Below are 24,182 nucleotides of genomic sequence, written 5' to 3' on the forward strand. Positions count from 1 at the left end.
GTGGAGACGTTGTATTTCAGCGCCTTCCGAGTTGAAAGGAACACAGAAGTGGCTAATCCCGCGCTTCCATCGTTCAAAAAGATTCTGGTAGCCAACCGTGGCGAAATCGCCGTGCGTGCATTCCGTGCTGCCTTTGAGACTGGGGCAAAGACCGTCGCGGTCTATCCTCGCGAAGATCGAAACTCCTTCCACCGCGCCTTCGCGGATGAGGCTGTCCGCATCGGTAATGAGGGACAGCCGGTAAAGGCTTATCTCGACATTAATGAAATCATTCGCGCTGCCAAGAAGGCTGAAGCGGATGCCATTTACCCCGGCTATGGATTCCTTTCGGAGCGCGCGGATCTTGCTCGTGCGTGTGAGGACAATGGCATCAAGTTCATTGGTCCGACCCCAACGACTTTGGATCTCACCGGTGATAAGGCGGCTGCAGTTAGTGCGGCGAAGGAAGCTGGGCTGCCGACTTTGCAGGATTCCGAGCCATCGACGGACGTCGATAAGCTGGTGGAATACTCCAAGGACTTTAACTTTCCTGTCTTCGTTAAGGCTGTCGCCGGTGGCGGCGGGCGCGGCATGCGCTTCGTGGAATCCGAGGATCAGCTGCGCGAAAAGGCGGCCGAGGCTTCGCGCGAGGCGGAGGCGGCGTTCGGTGACGGCAGCGTGTACCTGGAGACTGCGGTCATTAAACCACAGCACATCGAGGTGCAGATTCTGGCCGATAGCCAGGGCAACGTGGTTCACCTCTTCGAGCGCGACTGCTCGGTGCAGCGCCGCCACCAGAAGGTGGTAGAGATTGCGCCGGCGCCGTCGCTGGATTCCGAGCTGCGTGACCGCATTTGCCAGGATGCGGTGAAGTTCTGTGAGCACATCAATTACGAGGGTGCGGGTACCGTGGAATTCCTCGTCGATGAGCGTGGCAACCACGTCTTCATCGAGATGAACCCGCGTGTGCAGGTGGAGCACACCGTGACCGAGGAAATCACCGGCGTAGACATCGTCAAGGCCCAGATGAATATCGCGGCCGGCGCATCGCTGGAAGATATTCACCTCGCCCAAGACAAGATTTCCATCACCGGTTCTGCCCTGCAGTGCCGCATCACCACCGAGGACCCGAATAACGGCTTCCGTCCCGATACCGGCACGCTGACCGCGTATCGTTCGCCGGGCGGCGCCGGCGTGCGCCTAGACGGTGCAACTTCCGTGGGCGCAGAGGTTTCGCCCAACTTCGACTCTCTGCTGGTGAAGATGACCTGCCGCGGAGCCACTTTCGAACAGGCTGTGCAGCGCGCCCAGCGTGCGCTCAACGAGTTCACCGTCTCCGGCGTGGCCACCAATATCGGCTTCCTGCGCGCTCTGTTGCGCGAACCGCACTTCACTCAGACCCGCGTGGACACCGGATTCATCAACGCACACCCGCATCTGCTCAAGGCTCCGCCGGCAGTCGACGAGTCTGGTCGCATCCTCGAATACATCGCGGAGACCACCGTTAATAAGCCCAACGGTACGCGCCCGACGGCGCTGCGCCCCTTTGATAAGCTCCCCGAGCTGGACCTTTCCGAACCGCTCCCGCGCGGCTCCCGCGATGATCTGCTCGAGTTTGGCCCGCAAAAGTGGGCGGAGAAGATCCGCCAGCAGGATGCGCTGATGGTTACGGATACCACCTTCCGTGACGCCCACCAGTCCCTGTTGGCCACCCGCGTTCGTGGCACTGCTTTGGTTTCTGCGGCCGAGGCCGTAGCGCGCATGACTCCGAACCTCTTCTCCGTTGAGGCTTGGGGCGGTGCGACTTATGACGTCGCCATGCGCTTCCTCCACGAGGATCCGTGGGTCCGCTTGGACTTGCTGCGTGAGGCCATGCCGAACCAGAACATCCAGATGCTCCTGCGCGGCCGCAATACCGTGGGCTATACCCCGTACCCAGATTCGGTCTGCCGTGGCTTTGTCCAGGAAGCAGCCAAGTCCGGCGTGGACGTCTTCCGCATCTTCGACGCACTTAACGACGTCTCTCAGATGCGCCCCGCCATCGATGCCGTACTCGAGACCAATACCACCGTTGCTGAGGTGGCCATGGCGTACTCCGGTGACCTTGCCTCGCCGAAGGAGAACTTGTACACGCTGGATTACTACCTCAAGCTGGCCGAGCAGATTGTAGAGTCCGGAGCCCATATCCTTGCCATCAAGGACATGGCCGGTCTGCTCCGCCCTGAGGCCGCTTCCAAGCTGGTTATGGCGCTGCGCAAGGAATTTGACCTGCCGGTGCACGTGCACACGCACGATACCGCGGGCGGCCAGATGGCAACCTACTATGCGGCCGCCTTGTCCGGTGCCGACATCGTCGACGGCGCCTCCGCGCCGTTGGCCGGTACCACCTCGCAGCCGTCGCTGTCCGCCCTTATTGCAGCATTCTCTCAGTCCAAGCGCGATACCGGCATCGACCTGCAGGCCGTATCGGATCTCGAGCCCTACTGGGAGGCCGTGCGCCAGCTCTACGCCCCGTTTGAGAACGGTATCCCTGGCCCGACCGGTCGCGTCTACAAGCACGAGATTCCAGGCGGCCAGCTGTCCAACCTGCGTGCCCAAGCCGCTGCCCTTGGCTTGGCGGACCGCTTCGAGGTCATCGAGGATACCTATGCAGCAGTCAACGAGATGCTGGGCCGCCCGACCAAGGTCACCCCATCTTCCAAGGTTGTGGGCGACCTCGCCCTTCACCTTGTCGGTGCAGGCGTAGACCCGAAGGACTTCGCTGCCAACCCGACCAAGTTCGATATTCCGGACTCGGTCAACCAGTTCCTCCGCGGCCAGCTCGGTACCCCTCCGGGCGGTTGGCCGGAGCTGCGCGATAAGGTGCTCGATGGCCGCGAGGAAACCGGCGCCAAGGTGAGCGAGGTCCCTGCGGAAGAACAGCCGCATCTGGAATCCGATAACTCGGATGAGCGCCGCGCCAGCCTGAACCGCCTCCTGTTCCCGAAGCAGTTCGAGGAATTCAACGAGTTCCGCCGCAAGTACGGCAACACGGAAGCATTGACGGATACCACCTTCTTCTATGGTCTTACCGAAGGCGAAGAAAAGGTCGTCCACTTCTTCCCGGAGGACTCCACCGATCGCGCCGACCTCAAACAGGTCGTGGTGCGCCTCGACGCCGTGGGCGAGCCGGACGAAAAGGGCATGCGTAACGTGGTTCTCAACGTCAACGGCCAGATTCGCCCGATGAAGGTCCGCGACGAGAACGCCGAATCCACGGTCGCTACCGTAGAAAAGGCCGACCCCTCCAACGAGGGACACGTCGCCGCACCATTCGCCGGCGTGGTCAACCCCACCGCCAAGCCTGGCGACGAGGTGAAGGCCGGCGATCAAATCGCCGTCATCGAGGCGATGAAGATGGAAGCATCCATCTCCGCCACCAAGGATGGTGTGGTCGAGCGTGTAGCCATCGGCCAGGCCACCAAGGTGGAAGGCGGCGACCTCATCGCCGTTATCAACTAACTGACTGACGCCAGCGCCCCGCTTCCTTCGAGCAAACCTCTAGGAAGCGGGGCGCTGTGCTGTCTGTAGGCGGCTTTTCGCGATTTTCGTCCATATAAACCACCAAAACCGTCGACGAAATCGGTGGTTTATATGGACGAAAATCTTGATTCAGCGGGGAGGGCTAAAATTTTCAGCCTAGTAGGAAAGGTAGCGCTATTGAGCCGACCAGAACCAGAAGCGTGATGATAAGGAATGCCTTGGCTTGCCAGCGGGCGAAGTTGAACGACACGCCTGTGCCGAAGCGCTTATCCACTAGTACCGCCGGATCCTCCGGGTTGTAGTACATAACGCCCCATTTATAGAGGTGGTCATTGTCCGGTGATTCTTTGTCTTCATCGGGAAAGCGGATTCCACGCAGTTGCTCAGATAATTGAGATTGTTTGTAGAGAAGAAATGCAACCAGTCCGATGCTGCCACCGATGGTAAGCACCAACATCGTGATAACGGCGGCGCCGTTGAATCGCTGAAATTGCGGTACAGGGCCGGTTACTTGCATGAAGGCCATGCCGGCACACATGAGCAGGGTGAGAACTCCCATTCCGGTATTCGTGAAGGCGAGGTTGGCCTCGTTGCGCAGCCGAGCTTTAATGCTGCGTTCTGAACGTGGGGATACCTCACTATGTGCGATAAAAGAGCAGATGATGGCGAAAAGCAAGAGCATTCCTAAGGCGATGAAGGAGATAGAAAATACGCTGCCGATATTCTTTTCGCTCCAATTATCCGCCTCCATGGAAGAATTCCAGTGCACTGGAACGGGGTCAGGAATATCGGACCAGTGGGAAGAGGTGATGATGGCACCGGCCGCGATGCACAACAGCGAGGCGAGCATTGTTATCCACGGAAAAGTCGGCGTGGGGATGCCTTCGAATTCGGGTGTGCCAATGGCGGTGGTGGAAACACGAGCAGCGATGGTGGTTTCGACCTCGTCGAACCAACCGCCGGTCTTTTTCGCCGCGATGATGCGGCGGCGTTGAGAGATGTAGGCCCACAAGCCGCCGAGCGTCACCAAGAGGGACGGTACGGCGGCGAGGAGTGGCAATTTCCAGGCAAAGAGGGACAGAATTGTTGCCGCGATGCCGCAGCCCCAAGTATGGACCTTGTATCCAGCAAGAGCAGAGGTAACTGCACTATCGGAAAGGTAGTCCTTTGGCACGCGCACACCGAGCGGTGTGCCGGGTGAGGCAAGGGAGGGGGCTTTGGCCATAATCCAAGTAATTGCGAGAGTTGTGGCGGCCATTAAGAGGGCGAAAATCATGACGATACTTCCAAGTGTTTAAGAGTGGAGCTGAGGTGGGTGTGGAGCTCATCTGGGCTAAAGCCTTGGGCACGGGCGAGCGCAACTACTCGGCCTAATTGCTCAGCTAGTTGTCTTTCTTGAGCCTCGGTGTGAGCGCCGGGTCTGACGATGGAGCCGGAGCGGCCGGCGGTTTCAATGAGGCCGTCAGAGACCAAGAGGTCGTACGCCTTCTTTACGGTGGCCGGGTTGATGCCTATATCTTTGGCGACGCGGCGGACAGGATCTAACTTGTCGCCATCAGAGAGCTGGCCGCGAGCTATGGCCAGTACTAATTCATCGTGGATTTGTTGGAAGACGGGGACATCTGAATCGGGGTTGAGGTTAATGAACATCTGTCACCTCCAATCTTTAGTCTGTATTACTTATGGTAACACAAACTGTGTTATGTGAGGTAATACAGAATAAAGCTCAAAAGAAATCCCCAGGTATGTGCAACTTATTGAAGTGACGTACCTGGGGAAAGTGCAGGGCGACTAGAAAAAGAGGACCACAGCTATGGCCGCAATGCCGTAGCCACCGCGCAGGAAGTAACCGAAGACTTCGGGGGAGAATGAAGCACCGAATCCGCCGGTGTCGATGATGTTCATAGTGGTCACTCGCGCTGGGCGGGAGCGCTTGAAAGAGGCATAGGTAAGTCCTAAACAGCACGCGGCGAGTACGAGTACAGGCAGCTTCCACACGGCGGCGATGAAGGCGGTACCGAGAACGGCGGCACCGGCTGTCGCGGTCAAGGGAAGTCCCCAGTCGGGCCAGGTTCCGTCGATGATGCGGCCAAAGGATGCGGCGCGGCCGGTGGCGGCGCTGACGATGGTCCATGCGGCAGCGAATCCCATGAGCCCCAGGCTGCCGAGTTGTGGGACAAGGCCTAGGGTGAGGCCGATGACAGCTACCGCGCCGAGCGGGATGTACCAGCGGCGGTATAGGCGCCGGAAAAAGAGGCGGCTGGGCGACGCCGTGGCGCGCGAGCTGGGGCGCAGGCGCGCCGACTGGGAGGCAATGGCATCGGCAGAAACCTCAGAATCCAAAAGCCCAAAGGAAGACGAGCCGACGGCACGGGTGCGGCCCGCACGAAGAAGCGAGGCGAGGTCGAAGGAACGCCAGCCGAGCGCTATGCGCAGCAAGGGGAGGGCCATCGCCGCATAGAGCGGAAGGCGCAGCGACGTGCACAGGGCTAGGCCGAGGAGGCTCACGCCGGCGAGCTGGGCAATGGACAGCTTATCGACGCCCCGCATACGCCCCCGCGGCCTGTCCACATAGACCCACCGGCTGAGCGAAAGGCTGCGCAGCGGATAGAGCGCTTCAAGAAGAACGATGAGGGCGAGGGAGCCGAACGCAGCGCCAATGGTCGCGGTGGCGGGAAGAGACGCGGCTGTGCGTTGCGCGAGCGAGGGCAAAACCTCGGCGGCATTCTGCCAAGCGTAGACACTGACGCTCGCGATTAGCGCCGCGATAAAGGCGTAATAGAGGGCTGAAGAGGCTTGAGATAAAAGCTTCATGAAATCTCCACCACCTCGTCGCAGGCATCGAAGATGGCCGGGGAGTGGGAGGCCAGCACTACACAACGGCCCTCGGCGGCGAGGTGGCGCAGCTCCTCGGCCAGGAAGGTGGTCCAGGTGTGGTCAAGGTGGCGCCCGGGTTCGTCGATAAGCAGAGTCTTGGCAGGCTGATAGAGCTGGGCGGCGAGGTAGACGCGTTGGCGCTGACCAGAAGAAAGGTCGCTGACCGCGGAGTTCCGGATGGCGTCGTCGATAGCCCAGAGCTCATGGACCTCGGCAAAGTCCACGCCGGAGCGGCGCGAAAGCAGGGTGAAGTGCTCGCCGACGGTGAGGTCGGGCAAGAAGACCGGGTCCGCGACTGCGATGACGGAGCCGGCGGCCTCTGCGCTGCCGGGCCCGGTGCCGTCGATGGTAACGGTGCCCTCGAGTGGGGCAATCTCGCCGCTCAACGTCTGCAGCAGCGTAGATTTACCCGCACCATTGGGGCCCTTCAAGCCGTATACGCGACCGGCGTCGAAGGTGCGATTCAGGCGCCCTAAAGCGGTGGAATGTCCATAAGTTGCATCTATTTTCAGCATCGTAGCTAGGTTAGCAGGAGGGCGGCCGGACCTAGGGGCGAGCTAGAAGCGGCGGAAGAACTTACCGGGGTCGAGCTCTTCAAATCCGGGCAAGGGCTCAGCGGAAGAGATGCCGGGGGCAGTCTGCTCGGCCGCGAGGTCGATGGCGTTGGCAATAAGCAACTCGCGGGCGGCGGGGTCATCGCTGGAGACGATGAGCTCGGGAATGTCTTCGGGGTCGAAGGGGGTAAGCCAGGTGGCGTCGTCAAGCGGGTGGGCCGAGGGATCGCCTAAGAAAGCTGGGCCTTTGTCGGCGGCGGGATAGTAGCGCAGGAGCGCGGCGCCGCGGGGAGCAACGGTCGGGTCCTCGTTGGCGGCCATGGGCAGGGCGATGACCCCGCCGTCCACAATCGGGGACCAGTCCGCAATAGAAGAAGGGAAGAGGCCCGCAAGATAGTCGCGGTCCTCTTCCTTGGCCAAGCGCACGCCGAGAGAAGAATCAGTCATTCTTCCAAGGCTAGCGGGGCAGGCTACTTGATTTCCAGCAGTACGCTGCCCTTGGTGGTAGAAGCGCCTGTTTCCACGGCCAAGCCGGTAACGGTGCCGGCCTTATGTGCCTTGACGGGGTTTTCCATCTTCATGGCCTCGAGCACGAGGAGGACCTCGCCCTCGGTGACCTCTTGGCCTTCTTCGACGTTGACCTTGATGACCGTGCCCTGCATCGGGGAGGTAACGGCATCGCCGGATACAGCGGCCTTGGCGCTGGAGCCCTTGCGCTTCTTCTTTTTGCGTGGGGTTCCATTGGCGCCGAAGGAGGCAGGGAGGGCAACCTCGATGCGGCGGCCATCGATTTCCACGGTGTGCACCTGGGGAGGCTCTGCGTCGGCGGCTTCGGCATCGGTGGACTCATCGTGGGCGGGCAGTTGGTTATCCCATTCCTCTTCGATCCACTTGGTGTAGACGCCGAAGTTGCCGTCTTCTGCAGCGAAGGCGGGGTCAGCAACGACAGCCTGGTCAAACGGGATAACGGTGGGCAGGCCCTCCACCGTGTACTCGGACAGGGCGCGGGCGGAGCGACGCAGCGCGGTCTCGCGGTCTGGGCCCCAGACGATGAGCTTGGCCAGCATGGAATCGAATTGGCCGCCAATAACGGAGCCCTGGACGACGCCGGAATCAACGCGCACACCCGGACCCGCTGGCTCGGAGTACTTCACGATGGTGCCAGGAGCTGGCATGAAGTTCGCCGCGGCATCCTCGCCGTTGATGCGGAACTCGAAGGCGTGGCCACGCGGGGTGGGGTCTTCCTTGAGCGAGAGCTCGTGGCCCTCAGCGATGCGGAACTGCTCGCGCACGAGATCGAGACCGGTAGTTTCCTCGGACACTGGGTGCTCCACCTGCAGGCGGGTATTGACCTCAAGGAAGGAGATGAGGCCATCGGCGCCTACTAGGTATTCCACGGTGCCTGCGCCGTAGTAGCCGGCCTCGCGGCAGATGCGCTTGGCGGACTCGTGGATGGAGGCGCGCTGCTCATCAGTGAGGAAAGGAGCCGGGGCTTCTTCGACCAGCTTTTGGAAGCGGCGCTGCAGGGAGCAATCGCGCGTGCCGACGACGACTACGTTGCCGTGCTTATCCGCCAGTACCTGGGCCTCGACGTGGCGGGCTCGGTCCAGGTAACGCTCTACGAAGCACTCGCCGCGACCGAAGGCGGAAGTCGCCTCACGGGTGGCGGATTCAAAAAGCTCCGGGATTTCCTCTGCGGAGTAGGCGACCTTCATGCCGCGGCCGCCGCCGCCAAAGGCAGCTTTAATGGCTACGGGCAGGCCGTATTCCATGGCGAAGGACTGCACCTCATCAGCGCCGGCTACCGGATCCTTGGTGCCTGGGGCCATGGGGGCTTCGGCACGCTCGGCGATGTGCCGCGCGGTAACCTTATCGCCCAAGTCACGGATGGACTCGGGGGAGGGGCCGATCCAGGTCAGGCCGGCGTCGATGACGGCCTGGGCAAAGTCGGCGTTTTCAGACAAGAAGCCATAGCCGGGGTGGATGGCATCGGCGCCGGACTTTTCTGCGGCGTCCAGAATCTTGTCAAAGACGAGGTAAGACTCGGCAGAAGTGGTGCCGCCGAGGGCAAAGGCTTCGTCGGCAAGCGAGGCAAAAGGTGCCTGGGCGTCTGGCTCGGCGTAGACGGCGACGGAGGCAATGCCAGCGTCGCGGGCCGCGCGGATCACGCGAACGGCGATCTCACCGCGGTTCGCCACGAGAACCTTAGAGATCTTTTTGGTTTCTACTGCCACGGCAGCAACCTCCTGAACACATTAGGTTGAATACGCAATCTATTCTTGCACACAAAAGCATGAGTTAATTTTCACGCACGCGAGTGGGGATGTTTTTGAACAAAAATAAACCCACATCCCTGCCGGATATGGGTTTATGTGGCGAAACCGAAAAAGTTAACGCTCAATCGGCATTTTCACCATATTGCCCCACTCAGACCACGAACCATCGTAGACCTGCGTCTTTGTGAATCCCAAAAGATGCGTCAACACAAACCAGGTGTGCGCGGCCTGCGCACCTACGTGGGAGTAGAGGATCGTTGCAGATTCAGGCTCCAACATTCCGTAGTTGACCTTGAGCTCCTCGGCCGAGCGGAAGCAGGAGTTGGGATAGTTGGAACGGTCCCACTCGAGGTTAATGGCGCCCGGGATGTGGCCGTGGCGCATGGTGGTGCCGTAGGCGGAATCGCCATTGGGATCGTGCTCGGTGGCCTCGCCCGCAAACTCCTCTGGGGAGCGGGTATCCACGAGCGCTCCTTCGGACTCGCGCACCTGGTCTACGAAGGCACGCAGGACGGAATCATCGCGGCTTACCTCGGGGTATTCGGATTCGGGGAAGTCCGGCACCATGAAGGAAGTATCGCGTTCCTCGGCCATCCAGGCATTGCGGCCGCCATCGAGCAGGCGAACATCCTTGTGGCCAAAGAGGGTAAATACCCACAGGGCGTAGGCGGCCCACCAGTTGGACTTATCGCCATAAAGGACGATCGTATCGTCGGCATTAATGCCCTTGTCTCGCATCAAGGCAGTGAACTCTTTGCCATCGATGAAATCGCGAGTAAGTGGGCTCAATAGCTCCGTGCGGAAGTTGATGCGGGTGGCGGTGGGGATATGGCCAATGTCATAGAGGAGCGAGTCTTCATCGACCTCGATGACGCGCAGGCCCTTGATGCCTAGGCGTGCGGACAGCCACGGTGCAGACACGAGGCGCTCGGGGTGTGCGTATTCCTGAAATGGGGGATAGGGATCAACGTCAGCCACTGTCCGCCTGCCTTTCCTATAAGGGTTAGTAATTTGCTCCCACCACTTTAACCCGAATTTTCCCGTGGTGATCACTCGGGGATTATTCCTGTGGTGTGTGATACAGGGCTCCGCCAGGGAAATAGGGGCGCCGGCCGGCGGGGTTAGTCAGAGGGGGCAGTTGGCCGCGCGGGGGAGGAAAAACTGGGATAAACTACGGATATGGTGCGACAACGTGCTATGAACACCACCTAAGAAGGGAACTGCTAGTGCACAAGGCAATCGTTGTATTTGAGGTAGAGGGCGGCTCCGATAAAGGCGCAGATGGTCACCGTAAGGACACCATGCCGATCGTCAATGCGATCAAGGAACAAGGCTGGGATGCGGAGGTCATCTACTTCCACCCAGACAAGGCAGAGGAGATCTACGCCCAGGTTTCTGAAAACTTTGATGCTTATATCTCTCGTGTGAACCCAGGCAATATCCCCGGTGGCGAAAAGGGCTATTTCGAATTGCTCACCAAGCTGGCAGACGCCGGCCTGGTAGGCATGTCCACTCCGGCGGACATGATGGCCTACGGCGCCAAAGATGCACTGGTCAAGCTCAATGACACCCCTCTGGTGCCGGACGATACCGCCGCGTACTACGAGGTAGAAGAGCTGCACAATACTTTCCCCACCTCGCTGTCTTATGGCGAGCGCGTACTCAAGCAGAACCGCGGTTCCACCGGTGAGGGCATCTGGCGCGTGCGCCTTGCGGACCAGGAGCTTGCCCAGTCCGTAGAACCGGGCACCGCGCTCCCGCTCGACACCGCCCTGAAGTGCACCGAGGCAGTAGATAACCAGACCCACGATTATAAGCTGGGCGCCTTCATGGACTTCTGCGACCAGTACATTGAGGGCGATAACGGCATGCTGGTGGACATGCGCTTTATGCCGCGCATTGTGGAAGGTGAAATCCGTATTCTCCTCGTGGGAGATGAGCCGGTATTCATCGTGCACAAAAAGCCAGCGGAAGGCGGCGACAACTTCTCTGCCACGCTCTTCTCCGGCGCAAAGTACACCTACGATAAGCCGGAATCTTGGCCGGAGTTGCTCGAGATGTTCGAGAAGGCTCGCCCCGTTATCGCAGAGAAGCTCGGCGATACCAAGGACGTTCCGCTAATTTGGACCGCGGACTTCATGCTTGACGATGCCCCCGATGGCACCGACACCTATGTCCTCGGCGAGATCAACTGCTCCTGTGTTGGCTTCACTTCCGAGCTAGACATGGGCATCCAAGAAAAGGTTGCCGCCGAGGCAATTCGTCGCGTTCAGGACGCGAACGCCTAGCGCACGCTGTATTCTGCCAAGTGGCCCCACGGGTGACCGTGGGGCATTTTCCTACCATCCCCCTAAAGCATTTTCTAAGGACCAGATTATGGCTGATAATGATTTCAACTCCGACGGGTTTCCGAAGGATTTTTCTCCGCGCGATTTTTCTGAAACCCCGCGTCACCGCGCCGAGGACGCTGCGAAAAGCGCCGAAGGCGCCGGTGCCTCCGAGGTGAATGAGACTAAGGAATTCGGCTCTACCGATGCCAAGGAGACGAAGTCTTTCGGCCACACCGATAAGCCTGGTGAGCCTGGAAATTCGAGTGACCTTTCCTCCCCGAAGCCGAGCGCGGAGGGCAACTCCTCTGACTTCTGGGCCTCCTCGAAGTCCTCCACCCCAAGCGGGGGCGCTGCCTCCCGTGCGCATAATCCATTTACGGATTCGGCATCGTCGGACGCTGCTGCGAACGGCGATCAATTCGGCTCCGCCCAGTCCGCTAACGATCGGCCGGTTTTCGGCGGCTATACCCAGCAGCAGGGCACGAGCCAGGGATTCGGACAGTTCCCGCAAGCAGGCGATGCCACTGCCGATTCCGGCCAGACTCTCGGTAATAAGAAGAACCAGATGAGTGACGCCCTCAAGGGCTTGGGCAAGAAAGACGGCCTATTGGGCGGACTCTTTGAGTTCGAGTTCAAGCACTTCCTGACACTTACCCACGTGAAGGAAATCTACAAGGTTGCCATGATCCTTGGTGGCATCATGTGGATCCTTCACCTCCTCGGTGCCTTCTTGTTCGCCACCGGCATGGGCATTTATGGCATTCAGGAAGATTCCGCGTCCGCCATCTTCGGAAGCATCTTTGCGTTCATCTTCCTGGCGGTACTGAGCACTGTCATTTACTACGCAATCATGGTCGCCATCAGGCTATTCCTGGAAGCCATGGTGGCTAACGTGCGCATCGCCCAAAACACCGGCGATATCCTGGACAAGATGGACTAGCGCTGTAATGAGCTGCTTGCGCAATTAAGCGAGCAAAGGCGAGCGCCCCGGCGGGATTCCGCTGGGGCGCGCTTTGTTACAGGCAGAGACGTTTAAGTGCCGGCCTAAAAGTTAGTCGTAGGTGCCAAGCTGGTAGCTGGGAAGGTCAACCCACATCTTGTTGAATTCCGCGACTTCACCGGATACCGGTTCGAGGGAATCGCCCTGTGCCCGCAAGCGCACAGTGTGGTGGGCGGTAATGCCCTCTGCGGTGGTGCGGCTGCGCTCTCCCCACGTGAAATCGACCTCGTTGTCTGAGACCGGGGTGATGCTCTCTACCTTGTGGAAGATGGACATGTCCTTGGCCGGAGCGCCATTGACGTAAAAGGCTATGCCATCAGCAATCGAAGCGCCGGTGCCCGCCGGACCGTTCAAGTCACCCATTGAGCCGCGGAAGATGATCCAGCTGATCGTGGCGCACGGGTCATAGGAGTTGTCGATATCGGCGATCCAGTAATTGAAATCGCTGCCGTCATCGGCGGGCATGCGCCCGGGGGCCGTGCCAGAGGCGTAGACCTTGCGTGGGTCGTTGGGCAGCTCCGTGCACTCGCTGTCCTTGCCCTTCTCCTGCTGCTGCGTGGTTTCCTCCTCGTCCCCGTCGGTGGACTCAGATGGGGAGGGTGCTGCTGCGGAATCCGCATTCTCCCCGCTGGAGGACTCGTCCTCGGCAGGTGCTTGGCTGGAAAAGACCGGCGCTGGGGAGGAAGAAGAATCCTCCTGAGCAGCGCAGGCGCTCAGCGCGAACGGCGCGGAAGCGGTGAGCAGTGCGGCAGCGGAGAAACGGCGTAGGCAGCGCGGTGTCACGGCAGGCATGCGGGAACTCCAGGATTAGTCGAGGAGGGTGGCGACGGAGTCTGGGTCGGCGTCGGAAAGCATCTGGCGAATGCGGTCGTATTCGTCGTCCTCGCCGATGGCCTTGGCGGCGTGGCCGAGCGCGGCGATGGCGCGTAGGACTCCCTGGTTCGGTTCATGGGAGAAGGGGACAGGGCCCCAACCCTTCCAACCATTGCCACGCAGGCGGTCGAGGCTGCGGTGGTAGCCCGTGCGCGCGTAGGCGTAGGCGGTGATGAAAGCGGACGGTTCAGAGCCTTCCTGCTCCTTGAGCTCCTGCTCCGCCAGGAGCGCCCACAGCAGCGGGGAATCGGGGTGGGCAACAATGCCGGCGGCGAGATCCGAGGTGGACTCTGCGCCGGGATCGGCCGGCAGCTCAATGGGTTTCGGGGCAAGCATGTCTTTCATTTCCATGTCACCCCACTGTAGCGACGCCCGCGCGCTGCTACCAGAAATCAGAGACGTTCAGATCAAAGGCATAGAGCGCGCGGCGCACCACCGGCAGAGAGAGCCCGATAACGGAGGAAGGATCGCCTTCGATGCGGTCAATGAACCAGCCGCCCATGGCCTCCAAGGTGAAGGCACCGGCGCAGTGCAGAGGCTCGCCGGAGTGGGCATAGGCTGCGATATCGGCATCGCTGGCCTGGGCAAAGTGCACCGTGGTGGTGGACGTTTCCACATGGCGCTTATCGCCAAAGATGAGGCAGTGGCCGGTCAGCAGCTCGGCTGTGCGGCCGGCTTGCTGGTGCCAGCGCTCAATGGTGGCTTCCTCGGTATGGGGCTTGCCTTGTAGCTCGCCGTCGAGCAGCAGCATGGAATCGCCGCCGATAACGGGCTCGGTGGGGTAGCGCCCGGCCACCTTTTCAGCCTTGGCGGTGGCGAGGGCCGCCACGATATCGGCCGGCGGGTGGCCCGCGAGCGAGGCTTCGAGGGAGCGCTCGTCAATATCGGCCGGCTCCAATACGGGCTCCACGCCCGCGCCGCGCAGAATAGACGCGCGCGAGGGTGATTGGGAGGCGAGGATAAGTCGCATTAGAAGTACCGGACGGTATGGAAGGCGGAGGGGTTGTAGACGCGCTGCGCGCCAAAGCGCTCGAAGCGCTCGGCTGGGTTACCCCATTCATTGCGTTCTCCGGTAGCGCCCGAGTGCTTGGCGCTCATCTGCGCCAATACGGTGCGCAGGGCCGCGAGCTCATCCTCGGTGGGATTGCCCTTGACTACCTTGATTTCCGGCGTAGACATTTCCCCTCCTAAACGGTTCCGTGCTTCTTCGGTACCTGGGCCACGGCCTTGCGCTCGAGCAGGCGCAGGCCTTCTACCAGGTAGTGGCGGGTTGCCGTTGGCTCGATAACATTATCGGCCAGCCCGCGCTCTGCTGCGGCATACGGGTGCAAGAAGAGGTCGTCCATCTCCTCTTCCTTGTCCTCCGAGCCATAAATGGCCAGGGAAGCTTGGGAGGCCTGGGTGACGGCAATTTCCGCGGTGGGCCATGCGTAGACCAGGTCCGCGCCGAGGTCCTTGGCGCCCATAAATGCGTAGGCCGGGCCAATGGCCTTGCGGGTGATCACAGTGAGCTTGCCGACGCTCGCTTCAGCCTGCGCATAGGCAAACTTCGACGCCCTGCGCAGCAGTCCGGCCTTTTCCTCTTCCGGGGTAGGCACAAAGCCTGGGGAGTCCACGAATTCCACGATGGGAGTATTGAAGGCATCGCAGGTACGCACGAAGCGTGCGGCCTTTTCGGCTGCGGCGGAGTCCAGGGCGCCGGCCAGTGCCAGCGGCTGGTTGGCTACGATGCCGACGGCGCGGCCATCGATGTAGGCAAAGCCGGTAACGATGTTTTGTGCCGCCTCGGCAGAAAGCTCGAAGAAGGAGCCTTCATCGACGACAGCCTTGATGACCTCGCACATGTCATAGGCCTGCGCGGCGGTATCGGGGATGACGCTATTGAGATCAAAGTCCGCGACGCTACCGGCCTCCACGCGCGGCGCCTCGGCGCGGTTATTGGCGGGGAAGTAGGCCAAAACATCGCGCACGAGGGACAAAGCCTGCTTGTCGTCGCTGGCCACCAGGTGAGCGGTGCCAGACTCTGCGTGGGCTGCGGCGCCGCCGAAGGTCTCTGGTTCAGCGCCGGCCACGTGGCTGGCGGCCTGGTGGAGGGCGGTGCCTTGGGTAACTACGAGGACATCGGCAAACGTCGGCGCGAACGCCGCAATGCCGCTGGTATTGCCCGCGACAACGGAAATCTGCGGGATAAGGCCCGAAGCCTGGGAGACACGCGCCAGGAGGCGGGCGTATCCGGCCATGGTGACGATGCCCTCTTGCACACGCGGGCCGGTGGATTCATAGATGCCGATGATGGGCACGCCGGTCTTGATGGCGAGGTCATATACCTTGGTGAGCTTTTCGGCATAAACCTCACCCATCGTGCCGTCGAAGATTTCGCCGTCCTGGCTAAAGACGCAGACGCGGCGGCCGTCGATAGTGCCGTAGCCGGTCACTACGCCATCGGTATAGGGGCGGTCATGCTCGCGACCGAAGTCGGTAGAGCGGTGGCGGGCTAGCGCGTCCGTTTCCACGAAGGAGCCCTCATCGAGCAGCTGCGTCACGCGGGTGCGGGCGGCCGGCTCGCCTTCTCCCAGCGGCGCGCGGGACTCGGCGAGCTTGGCGTCCAGGTCCTCGATCTTGCCGGCGGTGGTTTTCAGGTCAGTCATAGGCCCCCACACTACTAGCGCACCCCTCACAATGCGGAATGGAACGCTGCGGGGACGTGGAGTGGAAAACGATTGTGTGGTAAATGCCACTGGAACGTGGGCGGTGCATAAAACCTGGGAAGTTCTTGAGTGGCGCTAGGCCGAAGGGCCCTAATCTGGGGGTAGGGTCTGCTGTAAACATTTAACGGTGCCGGGCAGGTAGGCGCCCATTATTGCACCTCAAGGTAGGTAAAAACATTAGAAAGAATTTCATTCAACTATTGATGTGAGCCCTGTAAGCCCTTATGATTGCCTGAGTCTTCATGAATGTTTCCCCTGATTTTTAACGATCTATTAAGGACGGTCTTCTGGTGATTAAAAAGGGACTGCGTTTGCTCGCACCGCTCGCCGTAGCGGCTCTCTTCACGCCAGTGGCACACGCGGGAGATGTTCCCCCGATGCCGCAGGCATATCCCATTTCCAACCTCTACAAGAGCTGCAGTGCCGCCGGCGATAATGCAGAGCGCGAATGGCGCTTTGCAGAAACCGGCCGCCGCTACATGAGCGACGGCACCCTGCAGTTTAAAAACACCACCAACCAAGAAGTGCCCTACACCGCCGAGGTAGAAACTGGTACCAATCACGAGATTGAAGCCAATTCCAAGGCCAAGCTGCCTTCCGGTTGGGACACCACCGCTAAGTCCGATATCGGTCTGAAGATGACCAACGGCTGGCGCGATAAAGAAACCTTCGGCCCAGTGAAGCTGAAGCCGGGTGAGTCCTTCCGCGTCGAATACGGCGTCATTGAAAAGGACTTCATCTCCATGTTCGTAGGCTGCAACGATGACCGCTTGGAAAACATCCCAGGCTCTAACGTCATCCGCGGTAAGGGCCCGGCCGAGCGCTATGCCTTCGCCTACATCATCAAGGCGGACGGCTCCGTGTCCGATCTGGCCATGGAAATTCCATCCCGTTCCCCGGGTGCAAACTCCAAGCCGATCGAGGGCAACTACACCTCCGTATCTGGCCCGAGCCTAGAGAAGATTGCCGATCCGAAGAAGGATGAGATCATGCAGCCTTCTGCGGATCTGCAGCGCGATCCCTCCTGGCCTAAGGAAGGCGATAAGTGTGAAGCCGGCGATACCTCCTGGTACCCGCTGGACATCACCGCGGTAAAGCCGACCTACCGCAAGGCTGGTTACTCCACGGACTTCCTCAATTGGTCCAAGGGTGACTACGAGTTTGCACCGGTAACCGACTTCGTCGTTGGCGCCGAGCACGCCCCGTACACCAACTGGCAGGGCAACCGCGGCGATATTCCGAAGGGCTGGCTGGAGTCCGTCGGTGCCGTAAAGCGCGCCTACATGCCGGTCGGTACCGAGCTCAAGCACGTCGACCTTAAACCAGGCGAGCGCGTGCGCGTGGAGTATGGCACCACCATGACCCGCATCAACTACCGCGAGATTCACTGCGGCAAGAGCGGAAACTACGACCTCACCTCTAACTACAAGCAGACCTCCGCCCCGAGCGGCTTCTGGGCCGAGGCCAAGATCACCGATAAGGACGGCAATACCCGCACCGAGGACGTCACTCCGGACGAATTCCGCGACCTGCCGGTTCCTACCCAGACCATCTACTAAACACCACCCTCATCTACGCAAGGAGAAAATTCCATGTTCAAGTCCAAGATTGCTTCTACCACCGCGGCTCTTGCCGTTGCTTCCGGCCTCATCTTCGCTCCGGCCGCTAACGCCCTGCCGCAGCGCGACCTCGGCCCGGCCAACCCGACCACCATCGGTGAGCGTTGCTCCAACCCGGGCGACACCGGCCAGACCGTTGACATCAAGCGCACCTACTTCGATGGCTCCGCCGGTTCCTGGACCGTGTCCAACTACAACGATGAGCCGTTGCCGGTAACCCGTTCCATCACCGAGACCAAGACCAAGACCTGGAATGTGTCCGCAGGCATTGACTTCAAGCTGATGGACCTCATCAACTTCACCTTCTCCTCCAGCTACACCGATAGCCAGTCCTACGAGGTAGGCGAGCAGGTTGGTCCGTACAACATCGCTCCGGGCAAGACCGCCGTCCTGCGCGCAGGCTGGGTTGTCTCTGACTTCGAGGGCCAGAAGACTGTGTGCGGCTCCGACCACAAGTGGCAGGCCAACGGCGGCACCTTTACCGCCACCCTGCCGAAGGAGCGCCACATCGAGGTCTCCACCCGCGATAACAACGATTGGGGCTAAACGTGAGCAAGACGTCCATCGCTAGCGCCCTCGCGGCGCTAAGCCTGGTGGCCGCTCCTGTTGCCCACGCCGCTGATTTCGGTGGGGACTTTGAGCTGCCCCAGCGCTGGAACGACGACTACAAGCCAGGCACGCATTGCTCGACGCCAGGTGAAAACGGCACCTACGTCACCGCAAAGCGCCGCTGGTTCAAGCAGACCGACGCCACCAGCGTGGCTAACCGCAACGCCGAGGAAGTACCGGTCAAGCACACCGTCACCCAGGCTCGCACCCAGACCATCGAGGTCTCCGGATCCGTTGAGGGCACCGGCGAGCTGGCCAAGGTACTGACCAAGACCTATGGCTTCAACTACGTCAGCGAGCAGCACTGGAAGCTAAACCAGGTGGTTGGCCCGTACACCTTGCCTGCGAACTCGCAGGGCAAGCTGGTGTGGGGCTTTACCATGCTCGACACTGACGGTCAGGATGTGCGCTGCAACTCTGACCAGCAGTGGGAAGCCCAGGGCAAGCCATACTCGGCTTCTGTGCCAGAAGCGCGCTACTCCGAGCTGCGCCTCGAAGACGCCCCTGAGTGGAACTAGGCCACCTTAACTATTAAGCGCCCTCTCGGCCCATAAGGGCCGACAGGGCGCTTTTCTCTGTGGGTTGCGCGGTGCGCCAGTAGGAGAGGAGGCTGCAGCCGCGCGCTAAGGCTTAGGCCGGCAGCCAGGCGTAGCCGTACGGACCGAGCTCTACTGGTCCCAAGTCGATGGAGCGATCGCTGAAGTTGTGCAAGCACAGCAGATCGCCGCGCTGGTAGCCAAGGACGGCTTCCTCGCCCGTCTCGACCGGCTCGCACGGAGCGGTGCCGAGATCCGGATGGGCGTGGCGCTCGGCAATCATGGAGCGGACGGTGTTGAGCAACGAGGTGGCGTCATCAAGCTGGGCGGCCACGGAGGTACCTCCCACAACCGGAAGGCGGGAAGGTGCTTTGGTGCTGAAACCAGAATGCTCGGAATCGTCCCACTGCATCGGGGTGCGCACCGCATAGCGGTCCGGCAGCGTGGTGTCATCGAGCATGCCAATCTCATCGCCGTAGTAGATAAACGGTGCGCCCGGCAGGGTCATCAGCAGCGAGAACATGAGCTCCACCTTGCGGCGATCGCCGTTCATCAGCGGCATCAGCCGGCGGGCAATGCCCACATGGGCGCGCATTTCATCATCGGGGAGGAAAGCCTCATACATCAGCTCGCGCACGTCATCGTCCACCATCTCCAGGGTGAGCTCATCGTGGTTGCGCAGGAAGGTACCCCATTGGCAGCCATCCGGCAGGTCGGGCAGCTCGTCGAGGATGGAGTAGACCGGGGTGGCGTCGGCAAGCGCCAATGCTTGGTACAACCGTGGCATAACCGGGAAGTTGAAGACCATGTGGAAGCGCTCGCCGTTGCCATAAAACTGCATGGTCTCGGCCGGAGGCTGGTTGGCCTCCGCGATGAGCACCGCATCTGGGTAGTGGGTGTCCATGAAGGAGCGAATCTTCTCCACAAACTCGATGGTCTCCGGCAGGGACTCGCCGCCTGCACCGTCGCGTTCAAAGAGGTAAGCAATGGCATCAAGGCGCAGGCCGTCCAATCCCTTGTCCATCCAGAAGGACAAGATCTTGAACACTTCCTCCTGCACGGCCGGGTTATCGTAGTTCAAATCCGGCTGGTGGGAGTAGAAGCGGTGGAAGTAGTACTGGCCGCGCTTATCATCCCAAGTCCAATTGGAGGTCTCCACGTCGGTGAAAATGACACGGATTTCGGGGTAGCGCTCCGGGTCATCGCCCCACACATAGAAATCGCCATAGGGGCCGGTGGGATCCGTGCGGGAGGCCTGGAACCACGGGTGGTCGGAGCTGGTGTGGTTGAGCGCCAAATCCGTCATAATGCGCATGCCGCGGCGGTGCAGCTGCGCAATGAGCTCTTCAAAGTCCTCCATCGTGCCGTAATCCGGATGGATGGAGTAGTAGTCCGCGATATCGTAGCCATCATCGCGCAAGGGGCTGGCATAAAACGGCGAGAGCCACAGGCAGTCCACGCCTAGCCACTGCAGGTAATCCAGCTTATCGATGACCCCGCGCAGCGTGCCTACCTCCTTATCGCCATCGGCCTTAAAGGAGCCGACGAGGGCCTGGTAGAAGACGGCATTGTGGTACCAGCTCATGAAAGGTCCTTTCTTTTCGCCCGCCAGGTCAGGTAGGTAAGGAGGCACAGGGCGCCGGCCAAGAGGCCGGGCCAGAGGGCGGGGGAGTCGTGGAAGAGATTGAGTACAGCTTGGATAACCGCGAGGACGCTAAAGAATCCGAGGAAGCCTAAGGCGGTATCCCACAGCATGGCCCGGCGCATTAGGCCTTGACACCGCCCGCGGTGAGACCGGCGACGATGCGGTGCTGGAAGATGAGCACCATGATGACCAATGGGATGGTCACCAACGCGCCGGCGGCCATGGTGGCGGCATAGGGGTACTCGAAAGCGGACGGGCCGGAAAAGCGCGCGATGGCTACGGTCACCGGCTCGGTATCGGTGGTGGACAGCTGCTTGGCCAGCATGAATTCATTCCACGTGGTGATAAAGGCGATGATCGCGGTGGTAAAGAGCGCCGGCGCCGCAAGCGGCAGAAGCACTAGGCGGAAGGCCTGGGAGCGCGAGGCACCATCCACCCGGGCCGCTTCTTCCAGTTCCCAAGGCAGCTGGCGGAAGAAGCTCAGCAGCGTATACACCGTCAGCGGAAGCGCGAAGGAAATATTGGGGATGATCATCGCGCGGTAGGTACCAATCCATTCCAGGTTGCCAAAGAGCTGGAAGAGCGGGGTGACCAAGGCAATGGCCGGGAACATAGAGGCGGCCAGGATAATGCCGGTCACGATTCCCTTCCCCGGGAAGTCATACCGGGAGAGCGCATAGGCGGTAAAGACGCCGATGAGCACGGCCACAGCGGTGGTAACCAGGGAGATAAGCAGCGAGTTACCGAGCGCGGCTAGGAAGTCATTTCCCTTATCGGTAGCCAAGGCATCGCGGAAATTATCCAGCGTGACGTGGGTGGGCCACGGGGTGGTATCGAAGGTGAAACGCTGATCCCGCAGCGCCGTCACCAGCATCCAGTAAAAGGGCGCCAGGCCCCAGAACATGATGAAAATGATGCCGGCGTAGTGTCCGAATTTACGCATTATTTAGCTGCCTTCCTGCCGGAGACATCCGCGCCAAGGAAGCGGATGAGGATAAAGGCGACGACGAAGATGAGAAGGAAAATAAGGGTGGAAAGCGCGGAGGCGGAGTTGAAGTTGCCTTGGCGCATATCCTCTACCACCAGCTGCGAGATAGTCGCGGTGGGGGAGTTGGAGGAGCTAGAAATCATGATGACCGGTAGGTCATACATGCGCAGCGCATCCAGGGTGCGAAAGAGCACGGCCACCATGAGCGCCGGGCGCACCAGCGGGAGCGTGATGCGGAAGAAGGTCTGAATACGGTTGGCGCCGTCCACGCGGGCGGCATCGTAAACGTCCTTGGGAATCATCTGCAGGCCGGCCAGGATGAGCAGCGCCATGAACGGTGCGGTCTTCCATACGTCCGCGATGATGACAGCCAGGCGAGCGTAAAACGGGTCCGTGGTCCAAGCAATGTTCGCACCAAGCAGCGAGTTAACGATGCCCTCCGGGGCGAACATGAACTGCCATAGCTTGGCCGTAACGGCCGTAGGAATGGCCCAGGGGATAAGCACCGCAGCGCGCACCAGCCCGCGGCCGCGGTACTCACCATTCATAATGAGCGCCATCAGCATGCCCAGGATGGTCTCCAGCAGCACGGTAACGATGGTGAAAAAGAGCGTGATCTTAACCGCCGGCCAAAAGTCCGTGGCGATAACGCCCGGCGGGCAGGTAGAAATCTGACCAGTGCCGGAAACACACCGGTTATTAATCCAGTACAGATAATTTTCCAGCCCGGCAAAGCCGCCTTCCTCAAAAAGCCCCGTTTGCGGGTTGAGCTGCCTATTGCCTTGGAAGGACAGAAAAATGGCGCGGATGATGGGGTAGCCGATGATGACGGCGAGCACGATGAGCGCCGGAGCAATCAGCCCGGCCACACGCCCATAATTCTTGCGCTGGGGCTTCGGCACGCTTGCCGACGCCCCCTTCGGCGCCCCCTTGGACGCAGTCGGCGAAGCTATAGCCACGCTGGACCGCCTTTCTGTTCAAGAAATGCTAAGTATTGGCTAGATTCTATCCCCATTAGGGGAGTGAAAACCACAAAGGGTGAGGCGGCGGGGTGTCCGCCTACCTCACCCGGATTGGGCGTTTAGCCCTGGGAAGCCGATTCGATGGCCGCCTTCATATCGGCGGTGGCATCATCTACCGACTTGCCATCCGTCAATGCAGCGTAGGCATTGTCTTGGATGGCCTTGGAAATTGCCGAGTAGAACGGGGAAACTGGGCGTGGTGCTGCGTTCTCCAGAGACTCCTTGAGTGCCGGCAGATACGGGAATTCCTGCTGCAGCTGCGGGTCATCGTAGATGGAAGCCAAGACCGGCGGGAAGGACTGCTCCGCGAAGGACTTCTGGTTGTCCTCGTTGATGATGAACTTCATGAAGTCGAGCGCGGTGCCCTTATTCTTGGAATTGATATTGATGCCGTTGTTATAGCCGCCCAGCGTGGACACGCCTACGCCGTCCTTGCCCAGCGGGGCCTGAACCTCGACGTCGACGCCGGCATCCACCGCGTTGGAGTACATATAGGGCCAGTTCATGGCGAAGGCGGTCTTGCCCTCGGTAAAGGCCATATTGGTTTCTTCCTCGGTGGCGGCGGTGGAGTCCTTGGAAATGGTCTCCTCCTTGTAGGCATCCACCATGGCTTGCAGGCCGTCCTTGGCCTCCTTGGAGTCCACGGTGACGTTGCCGTCCTTATCCAGGACGGAGCCGCCCCAGCCTTCCATAAAGTCGGCGGTGTTGAGTGCCAGGCCCTCGTACTGCTTGAGCTGGGTGGTCAGGCAGTCCTTGTCCTTGTCCAGTGCCTTGCACGCGGACTTAAGGTCCGCGAACTTCTCCGGCGCCTTATCCGCGAGCTCGGTATTGCGGAAAAGCAGCTGTCCGTTGGTGTTTTGCGGCAGCGCGTAAAGTACGTCGTTATAGGTGGCGGACTCTACGGTAGCTGGCAGCAGCTCATCCGTATTGGTTTCAAAGTCACCATTGAGGGGCTGGAGCCACTGGTTGGCGGCGAACTCCGCAGTCCACACGACGTCCAGCGCCATGACGTCGTAATCATCGCTGCCCGCCTGGAGGGACTGCACGAGGGTCTCGCGTTGAGCGTCAGCCTCGCCGGCCAGCTCCTTGAGCGTGACCTTCTCTTCTGGGTGCTGCTCGTTCCACTTTTCGATGATGGGGGTTACCTTGTCCGTGTCATTTTTGCCCATGGCAAAGGTGATGGGGCCGCGCGCATCCGCGCCGCCCTCGGAGGAACCGCCCGCCGCGGAATCGGAAGAGGAGGAAGAAGAGCAGCCGGCCAGTGCCAAAACTGCGGTTGTCGCAACGGTGGTGCGAAGCAGGAATTTCTTCATGGAATTCACCTTTCGGAAAACTTTCGGTTCTTTAAACCTAAAATACGGAAACCAAAAGGTGGATAATTTTGGCCTATTTAACTCTAAATGGGGGTAGTAAAGGGGGATGTGGCTGGCTTGGCCGTGTACCTGTTCTACGACGGCCTAGCTGCCTTCGCGGCTAAGTCTCCTCCGTGGGGAATCGTGGGTGCTAGTTGTATTGACCTTAGATGTTAATTGGTTTGCCGAGATCCGCCCCGCTGGGTAGACTCTGCCGCATGTACTCAGGCATCGCTTCCATGAAGCTGCGTTCCGTCCGCTGACGGCGGCGGGACCCCTTCTGATCTTTCGT

At 60.4% G+C, this 24,182-nt stretch carries 23 protein-coding genes; 6 read left to right on the forward strand and 17 right to left on the reverse strand.

Going from position 1 to position 24,182, the window contains the following annotated elements:
* Positions 1-48 precede the first annotated feature (48 nt).
* The gene (locus MHY24_RS07190) at positions 49-3,480 is read left to right on the forward strand and encodes a pyruvate carboxylase (protein WP_239228906.1); all 3,432 of its coding nucleotides are present in this window, start codon (positions 49-51) and stop codon (positions 3,478-3,480) included.
* 172 nt (positions 3,481-3,652) lie between these two features.
* On the opposite strand, the gene MHY24_RS07195 is transcribed toward MHY24_RS07190, so the two are convergent.
* The 7 genes from MHY24_RS07195 to MHY24_RS07225 form a co-directional block, all read right to left on the reverse strand.
* Positions 3,653-4,726 (reverse strand): DUF5808 domain-containing protein, encoded by a 1,074-nt coding sequence (locus MHY24_RS07195; protein ID WP_239228915.1) that lies wholly within the window; start codon positions 4,724-4,726, stop codon positions 3,653-3,655.
* Positions 4,727-4,773: 47 nt separating this feature from the next.
* Complete coding sequence (locus tag MHY24_RS07200) at positions 4,774-5,151, reverse strand: GntR family transcriptional regulator (RefSeq protein ID WP_204610055.1); 378 nt, start codon at positions 5,149-5,151, stop codon at positions 4,774-4,776.
* A 141-nt stretch (positions 5,152-5,292) separates the two neighbouring features.
* Positions 5,293-6,315, reverse strand: a complete 1,023-nt coding sequence (locus tag MHY24_RS07205; protein ID WP_239228918.1) for an ABC transporter permease — start codon at positions 6,313-6,315, stop codon at positions 5,293-5,295.
* Positions 6,312-6,893 (reverse strand): ATP-binding cassette domain-containing protein, encoded by a 582-nt coding sequence (locus tag MHY24_RS07210; protein ID WP_239228920.1) that lies wholly within the window; start codon positions 6,891-6,893, stop codon positions 6,312-6,314. The genes MHY24_RS07205 and MHY24_RS07210 overlap by 4 nt, the downstream gene beginning before the upstream one ends.
* Before the next feature lie 42 nt (positions 6,894-6,935).
* Positions 6,936-7,379, reverse strand: a complete 444-nt coding sequence (locus MHY24_RS07215; protein ID WP_239228922.1) for a hypothetical protein — start codon at positions 7,377-7,379, stop codon at positions 6,936-6,938.
* Between the two features lie 23 nt (positions 7,380-7,402).
* On the reverse strand, positions 7,403-9,166 hold the full coding sequence (locus tag MHY24_RS07220; RefSeq protein WP_239228934.1) for an acetyl/propionyl/methylcrotonyl-CoA carboxylase subunit alpha: 1,764 nt from the start codon (positions 9,164-9,166) through the stop codon (positions 7,403-7,405).
* A gap of 156 nt (positions 9,167-9,322) precedes the next feature.
* The gene (locus tag MHY24_RS07225) at positions 9,323-10,186 is read right to left on the reverse strand and encodes a sulfurtransferase (protein WP_150850515.1); all 864 of its coding nucleotides are present in this window, start codon (positions 10,184-10,186) and stop codon (positions 9,323-9,325) included.
* 248 nt (positions 10,187-10,434) lie between these two features.
* On the opposite strand from MHY24_RS07225, the gene MHY24_RS07230 reads away from it, so the two are divergent.
* Entirely contained in the window at positions 10,435-11,496 is a 1,062-nt protein-coding gene (locus MHY24_RS07230) for a Cj0069 family protein (RefSeq protein ID WP_005326737.1), read from the forward strand.
* Positions 11,497-11,584: 88 nt separating this feature from the next.
* A complete protein-coding gene (locus MHY24_RS07235; RefSeq protein ID WP_239193353.1) occupies positions 11,585-12,478 on the forward strand; it encodes a DUF4282 domain-containing protein in 894 nt (297 codons plus the stop codon).
* Positions 12,479-12,589: 111 nt separating this feature from the next.
* On the opposite strand, the gene MHY24_RS07240 is transcribed toward MHY24_RS07235, so the two are convergent.
* The 5 genes from MHY24_RS07240 to MHY24_RS07260 are packed head-to-tail and all read right to left on the reverse strand — an operon-like array spanning position 12,590 to position 16,059.
* Positions 12,590-13,330, reverse strand: coding sequence for a hypothetical protein (locus MHY24_RS07240; RefSeq protein ID WP_239228937.1), 741 nt, complete (start codon positions 13,328-13,330; stop codon positions 12,590-12,592).
* 15 nt (positions 13,331-13,345) lie between these two features.
* The gene (locus tag MHY24_RS07245; RefSeq protein WP_239193357.1) at positions 13,346-13,762 is read right to left on the reverse strand and encodes a DUF3151 domain-containing protein; all 417 of its coding nucleotides are present in this window, start codon (positions 13,760-13,762) and stop codon (positions 13,346-13,348) included.
* 31 nt (positions 13,763-13,793) lie between these two features.
* Positions 13,794-14,381: a nucleoside triphosphate pyrophosphatase gene (locus MHY24_RS07250; protein ID WP_239193359.1), complete on the reverse strand. Its 588-nt coding sequence runs from the start codon at positions 14,379-14,381 to the stop codon at positions 13,794-13,796.
* Entirely contained in the window at positions 14,381-14,590 is a 210-nt protein-coding gene (locus MHY24_RS07255; protein ID WP_239193361.1) for an acyl-CoA carboxylase subunit epsilon, read from the reverse strand. Before MHY24_RS07255 ends, MHY24_RS07250 begins: the two co-directional genes overlap by 1 nt.
* An 8-nt stretch (positions 14,591-14,598) precedes the next feature.
* Entirely contained in the window at positions 14,599-16,059 is a 1,461-nt protein-coding gene (locus MHY24_RS07260) for an acyl-CoA carboxylase subunit beta (RefSeq protein WP_239193372.1), read from the reverse strand.
* Positions 16,060-16,409: 350 nt separating this feature from the next.
* On the opposite strand from MHY24_RS07260, the gene MHY24_RS07265 reads away from it, so the two are divergent.
* From MHY24_RS07265 to MHY24_RS07275, 3 genes are read left to right on the forward strand one after another with little or no spacing between them, the layout of a single operon-like run.
* Positions 16,410-17,678: a hypothetical protein gene (locus MHY24_RS07265; RefSeq protein ID WP_150851249.1), complete on the forward strand. Its 1,269-nt coding sequence runs from the start codon at positions 16,410-16,412 to the stop codon at positions 17,676-17,678.
* A 33-nt stretch (positions 17,679-17,711) separates the two neighbouring features.
* A complete protein-coding gene (locus MHY24_RS07270; protein ID WP_198492602.1) occupies positions 17,712-18,284 on the forward strand; it encodes a hypothetical protein in 573 nt (190 codons plus the stop codon).
* Between the two features lie 2 nt (positions 18,285-18,286).
* Positions 18,287-18,865 (forward strand): hypothetical protein, encoded by a 579-nt coding sequence (locus MHY24_RS07275; RefSeq protein ID WP_005326721.1) that lies wholly within the window; start codon positions 18,287-18,289, stop codon positions 18,863-18,865.
* A gap of 112 nt (positions 18,866-18,977) precedes the next feature.
* Here MHY24_RS07275 and MHY24_RS07280 read toward each other — a convergent pair whose 3' ends face one another.
* From MHY24_RS07280 to MHY24_RS07300, 5 genes are all read right to left on the reverse strand, one after another.
* Positions 18,978-20,468: an alpha-amylase family protein gene (locus MHY24_RS07280; RefSeq protein WP_239193376.1), complete on the reverse strand. Its 1,491-nt coding sequence runs from the start codon at positions 20,466-20,468 to the stop codon at positions 18,978-18,980.
* Positions 20,465-20,650 (reverse strand): hypothetical protein, encoded by a 186-nt coding sequence (locus tag MHY24_RS07285; protein ID WP_236587053.1) that lies wholly within the window; start codon positions 20,648-20,650, stop codon positions 20,465-20,467. The genes MHY24_RS07280 and MHY24_RS07285 overlap by 4 nt, the downstream gene beginning before the upstream one ends.
* Positions 20,650-21,471 carry a carbohydrate ABC transporter permease gene (locus MHY24_RS07290; protein ID WP_239193378.1) on the reverse strand — a complete coding sequence of 274 codons (822 nt, stop codon included), beginning with the start codon at positions 21,469-21,471 and terminating at the stop codon, positions 20,650-20,652. The genes MHY24_RS07285 and MHY24_RS07290 overlap by 1 nt, the downstream gene beginning before the upstream one ends.
* The gene (locus tag MHY24_RS07295; protein ID WP_239193485.1) at positions 21,471-22,418 is read right to left on the reverse strand and encodes a carbohydrate ABC transporter permease; all 948 of its coding nucleotides are present in this window, start codon (positions 22,416-22,418) and stop codon (positions 21,471-21,473) included. The genes MHY24_RS07290 and MHY24_RS07295 overlap by 1 nt, the downstream gene beginning before the upstream one ends.
* Positions 22,419-22,597: 179 nt before the next feature.
* Positions 22,598-23,851 (reverse strand): ABC transporter substrate-binding protein, encoded by a 1,254-nt coding sequence (locus tag MHY24_RS07300; protein ID WP_239228941.1) that lies wholly within the window; start codon positions 23,849-23,851, stop codon positions 22,598-22,600.
* Positions 23,852-24,182 lie beyond the last annotated feature (331 nt).

Origin of the sequence: Corynebacterium sp. ACRPQ (assembly GCF_022347225.1) — a bacterium.
GTDB classification, from domain to species: Bacteria; Actinomycetota; Actinomycetes; order Mycobacteriales; family Mycobacteriaceae; genus Corynebacterium; species Corynebacterium tuberculostearicum_D.